Source organism: Leifsonia sp. NPDC014704, from assembly GCF_043083605.1.
Lineage (GTDB): Bacteria > Actinomycetota > Actinomycetes > Actinomycetales > Microbacteriaceae > Leifsonia.
Map to the genome: position 1 here is coordinate 2,358,840 of NZ_JBIBYW010000001.1, position 8,623 is coordinate 2,367,462.

Consider the following 8,623-nt stretch of genomic DNA (forward strand, 5'->3'; position numbering starts at 1 on the left):
TTCTCGGAATGACAACTCGGTCACATCGGCGAGAGGCTCGCTATGCCTACGGTTGCCCTTCCAGGTTAGTGGGCGGGTACCAGACCCGCTGCCCGTCCACCGACGCGAACGACGTGAGTGTGTGGGGTTTGGTGGAGGTGGCGCTCATGATGTCCTTCACAGAAATGTGGCGAACGAGCAGCGCATCCGCGATGAGAGACCGGTGGCAGCGCCACGGGACCGCTTCCGCGCACATGATCGCCACAGTCTTCTCTTTTACTCGATCGATCAGACGGTCTATTCCACGCGCGAAGGGCTCGGTTTGCATGTAGTCGGCGTAGCTTCGGAAGCTTTTGTTGCGCCAGGCGCCGTTGATGCTCTCCACATTCATTGGGGTGTGGCGGAGACCGCCGAGTTCTTCCATCCGCGCATAGTGCAGGCCCGCGTCCGTCAGGCTTTCTTCAAGCGCCTGCGCGCCGAATTGCGGGTTATGTCGGGAGCCGGGAACCGTCCGCACATCGATGAGTTGTTGCACGCCGTTGTTTTCGAGCAGCGCTATGAACTCCTCGATCGGGTGTGTGGAGTGACCGATGGTGAACACTGTCGAGGGTTGCATCCTGCTCCTGAACGGTTGCGAGCGGTCGGTTGCGACCGAGGAACTCCTCGCACCCAAGGGGTCCCCCGGTCAGCCGATCAGCGGCTCGCTCCCTTGCGCGGCTTGAGGAAGGCGTCGGGTTCGCGCTTTTCGCGCTTGGCCGCTCGCTTTTCCTTGATCGACAGCTGAGCGACCTTTTTCGCTCCACGTGTGGTTGGTGACTTACCGGGCATCAGAACTCGCTTCCCCTATTTGGCTGGCGGATGAACCTCTGACCATAGCCGTCTTCCAAGGGAAGTCAACTTTGCAATCCGCGGCGCAGTCGCGGTGTAGGAAAAGGCCTTTCCTTTCAGATGAAGTCGTTTGCGGATGCTTGGGCAATGGTGTGTGCACGAATGTCGTGCATGGTGTGCACTGCTGCCGGATTCACTCCTGGAGGGCGCCCTGCGAGCTCTTGGATACGTTCGCAGATGAGGTGGGGGTCGACGTCTCGGTTCACCAGGAGTGCGGTGACGTCGGTGTCGATGCCGCGTGCTCGTTGGATGCGTCGATGGATGGACATGGCCCATCGGTGAACCTTCGAGGTCGTCCACGCGTCGGTGCAGTGGGGGTGATCGATGACGACGATGACGTGAGACAGCGAGGCGGGGACTGTCGACGTGTTGCGCTTGTGGCGGCGAAGGAGGGCTGCCAGTCCGGCTCTGGTGTGTGCGCTGGTGCCGTCGATCCCGATGACGCTCACGCTCCGTGGCAAGGACGCAGAACTTTTGGTTTCTGCGGTGGCGCTGAGGCATTGCAGGGGGTCGCCCGTCACCTCGACGACGTGCCGCGAACTGCGGTGCTGTGTCATTCGCATGGCATCTCCGCATCGAAGGACGATGCGCGCGAGGCGGTGGTGCGGGTTTCACGTTCGCGGAGACGATGGAGCGTTTCTTGCAGCGCGGCAATGCGCGCTGTCGCGGCTTCGCCGATGAGTACGGCGGGGCTGTGTTCGGTGGTCATGGGGCTTCCTTGGGTACGGCAAGAGAGCGCGTCCCAGAGGACGCGGCGCACGTGGCTACGAGGCGTTACGCGCGCTGCTGTGGAGCCCGTCGAACACGCAAGAACCGCGAACCATCACTGGGGGAAGAATCCGCAGCAACCCGGGAGCGGGCACTGCTTGGCAGCCCATTGCGGATGCGATCGCGAAACGTCACGGACTCACCGCGAACGGCGGCCCCCGAGTGCGTGTCGTCGGGAGCGACTACGACGGCACCGTGGCGGAGCGCTTCAACGAGTACGACAAGCGAGATCGCGCCCTCCAGTTCGCGGCGGAGCACGGCGTCTCGATCGATCACTGCTGTGCCATCGGTGATAGTCGGTCCGACCTTCCGCTGTTCGCCGCCGTGCCGACATCACTCGCTCTGAACGCCGGCGCCGCGGCCCGGGCGGCCGCGTCCGCTGCCGTTGACAGGAAGGACCTGCGCGACGTCATCCCCTGGCTCGAGGCGTGGAAAGTCGCCCTCCACTGACCTTGGGCGTTCATCGGCACAGACGACCGGTAGCCGATCCCTGAGGTGTGTACACACTTGATTCGCCTGTGGAAAGTTTGGCTGCTCAGTGCTCTTGTGACTGGGTACCGGGTCATCGGTTGTCAAGCGTCGGCTCTTCTGCTCAGGTAGCCGCAACGATCATTTTGATCGCCGCGGCAAGGTATTCCGCGGACGCGCCGACGCCGTTCTCGGCAACTTGTGCAGGAGTTCCAGCGGCGACGACTGCGCCGCCATCATCGCCGGCGCCGGGTCCGAGGTCGATGACGTAGTCGGCTGCTGCCACCACCCGCATGTCAAGTTCCACCGCGACGACGGTGTTTCCTGCGTCGACGAGGGTTTGCAGATGCGTCACGAGCCGGTCAGCGTCAGCGCAGTGCAGGCCCGAAGTTGGTTCGTCGAGAACATACAAGGTGTCTCCTCGTTGTGCGCGCTGTAGCTCGCTTGCGAGCTTCACGCGTTGTGCCTCACCTCCAGAGAGCTCGGTTGCCGGTTGTCCGAGTCGCAAGTATCCGAGGCCCACGTCTGACAGTGCAGCTAGTGAGCGGGTGATGTCGTCTTCACCGTCAAAGAACGGGTGGGCTTGCTCAACGCTCATCGCGAGCACGTCAGCGATGGTGCGCTCCCGCCAAGTGATCTCGAGGGTCGAGGCTTTGTACCGGGTCCCGTGACAGTCGGGGCATTCGGTGTACACGGATGGGAGGAAGAGTAGCTCGACCATCACGGACCCTTCGCCCTCACAGGTGGGGCAGCGGCCGCCGGAGACATTGAAGGAGAAACGGCCGGGCTTGTACCCACGCGAGCGAGCCTCGGGCGTCTCAGCGAAGCGTCGACGGACGTGGTCGAACAAGCCCGTATATGTTGCAACGTTCGATCGGGGGGTTCGGCCGATGGGTCGTTGATCGATGTTGACAACCCGCCGGACCCCCTCGAGAGAGCCGTCGAGGACACCGTCGAGCCGCTCTGGGGTATCGGCAAGGAGCAGCTCGTCGCCGGTCGGTTCGTCCTCCGCCGGAATGCTGTGACCGAGGCGGTCACCGACGAGAGCCGGGAGGGCCTGGCTGACCAAGCTCGACTTGCCGGAACCCGAGACTCCGGTGACCGCGGTGAAAACACCCATGGGAATGTCGATGGAGACGCCGTGCAGGTTGTTACGAGTCACGTCTTTCAAGTGGAGCCACCCGCGCGGGTCGCGAGGGGTGTGCGGGGGCAGTCCACTGCCACCGAAGAGGTAGCCGCGTGTCACTGAGTCCTTGACGTCGGCAAGCCCATCGGTAGGGCCGCTGTAGAGAACGCGGCCGCCATGCTCGCCCGCGCCGGGGCCGATGTCCACGAGCCAGTCCGCGTGCCGCATGACATCGACGGAGTGTTCGACGACGAACAGGCTGTTTCCGCTTCTCTTGAGCCCGTCGAGGATCTTCAAGAGCGCTGTCACGTCTTGTGGGTGAAGGCCTGCGGATGGTTCATCGAGGACATAGACGACGCCGAACAGGTCGGAGCTGAGCTGTGTGGCGAGCCTGATTCGTTGCAACTCGCCACCCGACAGGGTCGGGGTGGTTCGACTTAACGACAGATATCCGAGGCCAAGATCGGTCAGTGGGCGGAGTCGCTCGATTAGCCCGGAAGCGAGCCGGGACGCAGCGGCGCGCTTCTCCGGCGAACGGTTTGCGGTGCGGCGCACATCGGGTGCGGCGGCGTGCGCGGACCCTCCGGCGGCGATGCGCTGCTCCGTGGCTGCGCGACGGGAATTGGCATGAAGCACAGCACCATTCGGAACGGTCTCGGCCTGTTGCGCTCCCGCAACAACGTCGGAGAGCATGTCAGCAAGCTCTCGAAGCGGCAACTGCGAGAACTCCGCGATGTCCAGGCCCTCGAACGTGACGGAGAGCGCTTCAGGCTTCAGCCGCTTCCCGTGACAAACCGGGCATAGGGCAGCGTCGAGGTACTGCGCGACGCGACGCTTCATCGACGCGCTCTTCGAGTTCGCGAATGTGTCCAACACATACCGGCGGGCTCCGACGAAGGTGCCCGAATAGCTCGGCTCGACCCCGGCCTTGGTCGCGGCGCGAGCCTCAGCAAGCGTCAACCGGGAGTGGACCGGAACGAACGGGGTCTCATCCGTGTAAAGGATCCAGTCCCGGTCTTTTCGTGGCAGATCTTTCCATGGCACGTCAACGTCATAGCCGAGGGCCACCAACACGTCGCGGAGCTGGTGTCCGTGCCATGCCGTCGGCCAGGACGCGATCGCGCGCTCCCGGATCGTGAGCGACGGATCCGGCACCATCCGCTCCTCGGGCACCGCGTAGACACGACCAATGCCGTGACACTCCGGGCAGGCCCCCTGCACCGTGTTCGCAGAAAAATCCTCCGCGTAGAGCATCGGCTGCCCATCCGGATATTCCCCGGCGCGGGAGTACAGCATCCGCACGAGACTGGACACCGTGGTGATGCTTCCCACCGTAGACCGGGCACTGCGTGCTCCACGCTGCTGCTGCAACGCGACGGCCGGCGGCATCCCGGTGATGGAGTCAACATCGGGAACGCCCGCCTGGTCGATTAGACGGCGAGCGTACGGCGCCACCGACTCCAAATACCGTCGCTGCGACTCCGCGTACAGCGTCCCAAACGCCAACGATGACTTCCCGGAACCCGACACACCCGTGAACACCACTAACGAGTCCCTTGGAACGGAGAGGTCCACATTCCGCAGGTTGTGCTCCCGAGCACCCGAGACCCGAACCTGCGCGTCGGCGGCGGGCGAAGAATCAGACAAAGTCATGACCGGATCGTACTCACCTGTGAGCAGCTTCGCTTTGTGTCGTCGTTTTCGCTGCGATCGGTGTCGGGTTAGACCACGGGTGACCGCTCGTGAAAATCATCTCGACGTTGCAATAAGCTGCGCCCGATTGCGCGCGCCGACCTTCCGGAGAAGGTTCGACACATGGAACTTCACCGTGTTGACGGAGATGAGAAGCTCTTCCGCGATTTCGGCATTGCGCGCTCCCGATGCGAGAAGCCGTAACACATCTCGTTCGCGCATGGAGAGTTGTGAGAATTCCGGAAGTGGCCCGGGTTCCGCCGGCGGATCGAGGGGAAGCCGGATGTCGACTGAGGACCCCCAGCCGGGTGTTGAGGAGACCGCAATCGCGCCGTCGAGGGCTGTGACGCGTTCGACGATTGGGCGGATCGAGTCGTCGTGTGCGGAAAGTTCGCCGGCCCCGTCATCTCGGATGCTGATCAGGAGATTTAGGCCGTCGCAGTCCCACTGGATGCGCACCCGCCGAGCCTCGCTGCGATCCGCGAGTGCGAGCACCGAGCTGCGGACGATGGCGCGCGCCGCGTGCGCGACCTCTCCTGGGAGTGCCCGACCGGTCGCGGGCGGCTCAACGAATTGCACGTCGAGATCGCCGAACCGGACGAGGGGGAGCAGGTCGCTCTGCAGTCGGGCGAACGCACCGACGACGGGTTCGAGGATGCTGCTGCGTTCCTGATCGGTAACAGCGCGCAGCCCGATCAAGGCGCTCGTTGCCGCCTCGATCGCCATGTTGCGTGCTGCGCGGTCATCGAGGCGGGGCGATCGCAGAAGCGCGAGCATAGATTCGAGCGTGATCGCGTGCCGGTCAGCATGCTCGGCGACGATTCGGGCGTGGTCGGCGACATGCTGACGTGACGCGGGCGACGACAGTTCGGTGAAGTCCATGGTAACAACCTACCCGCTCAGGTAGGCCTATACCTACGGGTAGGTGGGCCTGCTCCTTTGCGGGGGAGCCAACGCGACCGACGGCCGTGATGATAGGGCGATGGATGTCCTCGAAATCGATGTGGGTAACTCGCTCAGCCGCATCGCCCGCGAACTCGAACTCGCCACCGACAGACTGATCGCTCGCGACCGGGCGGGATTGGCGGAGCTCGCGGATATCGTCGGCGCTGCTCCGCGAGTCTTCGTGCTGGGTGCAGGCCGATCGGGGCTCGCGCTGCGAATGACCGCGATGCGACTCATGCATCTTGGTCTGGCCGTCCACGTCGTCGGGGAGGTCACCGCTCCTGCGATCGAACCAGGTGACTTGCTCCTCGCTGCCAGCGGTTCCGGAACGACGGGCGGCATCGTGCGCGCGGCACAGACTGCCGTCGATGCTGGCGCCCGGGTGGCGGCTGTTACAACAGTCCCCGACTCTCCGCTCGCAACGCTGGCAGCCGTCACGGTAGTCGTGCCGGCTGCCGGCAAGCTTGATCGCTCTGGAGCGGCATCTGAGCAGTATGCGGGCAGTCTCTTCGAGCAATTGGTCGTTGTCCTCGGCGACGCGCTTTTCCACACACTCTGGCGCCGCTCCGGCTTGACCGCTGATGAGCTCTGGCCTCGCCACGCAAATCTCGAATGACTCAAACCACTGCACGAAAGGAATCCAAATGAAACTGCAGTTTGCCATGGACACCCTCTCCACCGAGGCCGCCCTCGAACTCGCTGCTGCCGCCGCGCCGCACGTCGACATCCTCGAGCTCGGTACCCCGCTTATCAAGAGTGCTGGCCTTTCGGCGATCACCGCGATCAAGAAGGCCCACCCCGACAAGGTCGTCTTCGCCGACCTCAAGACGATGGATGCCGGCGAGCTCGAGGCTGATATTGCCTTCACTGCGGGTGCCGATCTCGTGACGGTCCTCGGTAGCGCCGGTGACAGCACGATTGCCGGTGCCGTGAAGGCGGCGAAGAAGCACGGTAAGGGCGTTGTCGTCGATCTCATCGGCGTCAGCGACAAGGCGAAGCGTGCGAAAGAGGTCGTTGCACTTGGAGCAGAGTTCGTCGAGATGCACGCGGGCCTCGACGAGCAGGCCGAAGAGGGTTTCACCTTTGCCACCCTGCTCGAGGACGGCAAAGCTTCGGGCGTGCCGTTCTCAGTCGCAGGCGGCATCAATAGCTCGACGATCGCTTCGGTGCAGGAATCTGGTGCGGAGGTAGCTGTGGCGGGAGGCGCGATCTACGGCGCTCCCGATGTCGGTGCTGCCGCCGCGGAACTCCGTGCAGCCATCGTCTGACGACCTAGGTCGCGCCACCCTCGACCGCGTCACGGAAGGCGTCGTCGCGGTCGGCGAGCCAGGTCTTGAACGCCGCCTTCGACCGGCCCTCGACCATGTCCAGCAGCCTTGCCGGGCCGGCGCCATCGCGGACCGGGGTGAGGTCGATGATCACGGTGACGTACTTGTCGCCACGCCTGGTGTGGCGCCAGACGTGCTCATCGACGCCAATGACCTTCACGCCCTCAAACCGCGTGGGGTCGTTGATCAGCAGCCGCTTGCCTTCAGCCAGGACCGCGTTGTTGGCGGTGTCCCACGCGACCCCGAGTCCCTCGGCGACACGGGCGACGGTGAGGTGTGCGACCACGATCCCTTCCAGCGCGCACCGCAGCCCGGTGCGCGAGAGCTTCGCGCGTGGCTCCGCCGCGGCGCTGGTGTCTTGGCGCCACACGTGTCCGCAGTCGGGACAGCGGTAGCGGCGCACTACAACTTCCAGCACGGTCGGTCGCCAGCCCAGCGGCTCGTGGGCCAACCGCCGGATCACGGTGTCACGAGCAGCGCCTTCGCTGCCGCACCGTCGGCACCACTGATCTGGTTCCTCCACGCGGCACGCGAGGACCGCACGATCCGGTTCAAGTCGTTGTCCGGTCACGCTCAGACCGAGGCCGTCGAGTCGAGCGAAGGCGGTCAGGTCAGGGCGGCCGAAGCCGGCCGGCGGGGTAGCGTCGGTCACGTCGAGGTCTTTCGGATGGATGGCGTAGGAACCTCCGTCGTCGGGAGATCTCGACGTCTATCTGCGGACCGACGCGCCCGGCCGACCTACACCCTCATCTGAGAAGACCCCTGAAACGTCTTCGACGACGACGGGACCGGCGAGGAGGAGGGCGCGGTGAGCTAAAGGAATGGAGCTTGCTCGGCTTCGACGCCGCCGCAAGCTCCGGTGAAACGGTCGGTACTGGTCGGTCGTCGTCGGTCACCACCGGATGGCGGCGTCCCCCACGCTCGGCGTTTGCGCAGGTCACGGCTCGTTCGCCCAGTGGGCGCATCAAGCGATAGACGCAAAGCCGACGTGATTAGGTCGTCGGTTCGATTCCGACAGGCGGCTCCGGCGAACAGCCCCTGACCTGCGGAAACGCAGGTCAGGGGCGGTTCGGTTCTGGTGGTCGCGCGATGCGCTGGCCTCAGGGCTCTGCCCGACACCGACGTCGCTCTCCTCTGCGACGGACCCCTCGCCGGCTGAGCGCTCGCGGCCGGCATCCTGTCCGTGTGCCGATAGGCCTCGCACCGCTCGGCAACGCAGCATGGCGTTGCGTCGCGACCTGGCGACGGCTCGGCGGGGCGCGATCGTCTCGTGCGTTGGCGGACTACGGGAGCTTGGACGCGAGGACGTCGGCCGCCAGGATCTCGGGTGCTGCGCTGAGGAGGTGCTGGTTGGCCATCAGGGCTGCGACGATGGCGCCGTTGGCGTGGGCGTCGCGAGCGGCCTCGTCGGGGAATGCATCGAAGATCC

Annotated in this window: 8 protein-coding genes and 2 pseudogenes; 3 read left to right on the forward strand and 7 right to left on the reverse strand. The window is 64.7% G+C overall.

The genetic code is table 11. The annotated features are described in order from the left end of the window. Window positions 1-46: 46 nt before the first annotated feature. The 3 genes from ACF1AJ_RS11325 to ACF1AJ_RS11335 all read right to left on the reverse strand — a co-directional run bounded on the left by ACF1AJ_RS11325 (window position 47) and on the right by ACF1AJ_RS11335 (window position 1,576). Window positions 47-580, reverse strand: a complete 534-nt coding sequence (locus ACF1AJ_RS11325; protein WP_391507402.1) for a DUF488 family protein — start codon at window positions 578-580, stop codon at window positions 47-49. 343 nt (window positions 581-923) lie between these two features. Next, on the reverse strand, window positions 924-1,316 hold the full coding sequence (locus tag ACF1AJ_RS11330; protein ID WP_391507403.1) for a hypothetical protein: 393 nt from the start codon (window positions 1,314-1,316) through the stop codon (window positions 924-926). A 104-nt stretch (window positions 1,317-1,420) separates the two neighbouring features. Beyond that, window positions 1,421-1,576 carry a hypothetical protein gene (locus tag ACF1AJ_RS11335; RefSeq protein ID WP_153244300.1) on the reverse strand — a complete coding sequence of 52 codons (156 nt, stop codon included), beginning with the start codon at window positions 1,574-1,576 and terminating at the stop codon, window positions 1,421-1,423. Window positions 1,577-1,797: 221 nt separating this feature from the next. Here ACF1AJ_RS11335 and ACF1AJ_RS11340 point away from each other — a divergent pair, with 221 nt between their 5' ends. Further along, complete coding sequence (locus ACF1AJ_RS11340; RefSeq protein WP_391507404.1) at window positions 1,798-2,085, forward strand: HAD hydrolase family protein; 288 nt, start codon at window positions 1,798-1,800, stop codon at window positions 2,083-2,085. 142 nt (window positions 2,086-2,227) lie between these two features. On the opposite strand, the gene ACF1AJ_RS11345 is transcribed toward ACF1AJ_RS11340, so the two are convergent. Both ACF1AJ_RS11345 and ACF1AJ_RS11350 read right to left on the reverse strand, forming a co-directional pair. Next, window positions 2,228-4,882 carry an excinuclease ABC subunit A gene (locus ACF1AJ_RS11345; protein WP_391507405.1) on the reverse strand — a complete coding sequence of 885 codons (2,655 nt, stop codon included), beginning with the start codon at window positions 4,880-4,882 and terminating at the stop codon, window positions 2,228-2,230. A gap of 96 nt (window positions 4,883-4,978) precedes the next feature. Beyond that, window positions 4,979-5,803, reverse strand: a complete 825-nt coding sequence (locus tag ACF1AJ_RS11350; RefSeq protein ID WP_391507406.1) for a LuxR C-terminal-related transcriptional regulator — start codon at window positions 5,801-5,803, stop codon at window positions 4,979-4,981. A gap of 100 nt (window positions 5,804-5,903) precedes the next feature. On the opposite strand from ACF1AJ_RS11350, the gene hxlB reads away from it, so the two are divergent. Together hxlB and hxlA are read left to right on the forward strand one after the other, a co-directional pair. Beyond that, the gene (gene hxlB / locus ACF1AJ_RS11355) at window positions 5,904-6,482 is read left to right on the forward strand and encodes a 6-phospho-3-hexuloisomerase (RefSeq protein WP_391507407.1); all 579 of its coding nucleotides are present in this window, start codon (window positions 5,904-5,906) and stop codon (window positions 6,480-6,482) included. 28 nt (window positions 6,483-6,510) lie between these two features. Continuing rightward, complete coding sequence (gene hxlA / locus ACF1AJ_RS11360; RefSeq protein WP_314424845.1) at window positions 6,511-7,134, forward strand: 3-hexulose-6-phosphate synthase; 624 nt, start codon at window positions 6,511-6,513, stop codon at window positions 7,132-7,134. Window positions 7,135-7,153: 19 nt separating this feature from the next. Here the strand turns inward: hxlA and ACF1AJ_RS11365 are convergent. Next, a pseudogene (locus tag ACF1AJ_RS11365) lies at window positions 7,154-7,846 on the reverse strand (transposase); the annotation flags it as partial. A gap of 631 nt (window positions 7,847-8,477) precedes the next feature. Further along, window positions 8,478-8,623 (reverse strand): annotated as a pseudogene (locus ACF1AJ_RS11370) (antibiotic biosynthesis monooxygenase); the annotation flags it as partial.